Here is a 1,339-nt window from a genome sequence, read left to right as displayed (position 1 = left end):
AGCAGCGAACTATCGGCACCACCTGGCGCAAGGTCGGCGCCATCCTCGACCTCGTCAGCCCAACCGAATGCGCCAACTATCTCGCCAACTCAGGATATGCTTCCGCCTAAACACAGCATGCTCTAGATGCGGGTTGCGCCGCTTCATCCGCTCCTTCGGAATCGTCCAAAGCGCCTCGCTGAAGTTGATCTCGCTCCATGTCGCGTTGGTCAGCTCGCTCTTGCGCACCATCGTCAACAGCAGGAGCTTGGCCGCTGCCCGAATGGATGGCGTCGTCCCGATGCGCTCGATGTACTGGTACATCAAGCCGATTTCGTCAGGCGTCAGGGCACGGTCGCGCGGCTCAAACTTGGCGATGGTCGTTGGTCGGACTAGCTCTGCCGGGTTCTGGACTTTCTGACCACGCTCAATCGCCCAGCGATAGACCTGCAACACCACCTCACGGGCATGTACCGCAGTCGCAGGCGCTCCGCGCTCCACGATGGCATCGGTCAGCGCTCGCAAGTCCTCGTGGGTAATCTCGATCAGCTTCTGATTGCCGAATTTCGGCTTCAATTCGCGCTCGAACACCGAACGGCGTATGTCGCGAGTGGAATCCGCCATCTGGTAACCGCGCAGCCACTTTTGAGCCCATGCGCCGAATGTCTCCGCGTCCTTGATGCGGGCCTTGTCGCGAGCCTTTTCCTTCGCAGGCGACTTCCCGGCCGCGACCATCTTCTTGGCCTCGCCTAGCCGTTCGCGGGCTTCCGAGAGGGCGATGCCGCCGACACCGTAGCGGCCGAAGGTGATGGTCTCTTGCCTACCGTGGATCGCGTAATTGTAGCGGAACGAGATCGACCCGGCAGGCGTGACGGCTACATAGAGGCCATCACGGTCATTCACCTTGTAGAGCTTGTCCCTCGGCTTGAGATTGCGCAGCTTGGTATCGGTCAGCATGGCGTTCGCAGTTCTTCGTTTTGAATACCATGCTCAGAAACGCTTGCGTTGATCGCCAAAAGGCTCGCAATATCAATACGTTCCTTCCCAACGATACCATGAGCCACCTCGCCGCGGCTGCATGGTATCAAGCAACGATCATGGTATCGGGGCTAGTCAGTGCCATCCACCATGCCATGAAAACGTGGTGCTTGGCGATGCCCAAAATTGCCAGACCGTGCCAAACACAGGGCGGAAAAACCCTGCATTTATGCGAGCTTATGTGGGCTTTGGTGCCTCTAGAGCATGCTGTGTTTGCTCTGAATCGGGGGTTCCGAAACGGGCTGAGATCTGATTCAAGCTCTGGGCTGGGCGATGGAGGCCAGCCAGGATGCGGCCATACTCCGAGGATCTGCGTGAGCGT

General features: G+C 58.8%; 1 protein-coding gene. It reads right to left on the bottom strand.

From position 1 onward, the window contains the following. Positions 1 to 54: 54 nt before the first annotated feature. Positions 55 to 936 carry a tyrosine-type recombinase/integrase gene (locus E5N76_RS29240; RefSeq protein ID WP_457852688.1) on the bottom strand — a complete coding sequence of 294 codons (882 nt, stop codon included), beginning with the start codon at positions 934 to 936 and terminating at the stop codon, positions 55 to 57. Between the last annotated feature and the right edge of the window lie 403 nt (positions 937 to 1,339).

This window comes from Siccirubricoccus phaeus (assembly GCF_008360935.1).
Lineage (GTDB): Bacteria > Pseudomonadota > Alphaproteobacteria > Acetobacterales > Acetobacteraceae > Siccirubricoccus > Siccirubricoccus phaeus.
Note: the sequence above shows the minus strand (reverse complement) of the source record. Positions and strands in the feature narration are given on the sequence as shown.

Coding starts and splice junctions, on each gene's coding strand:
- E5N76_RS29240 (WP_457852688.1), bottom strand. CDS start 936: ATGCTGACCGATACCAAGCTGCGCAATCTCAAGCCGAGGGACAAGCTC.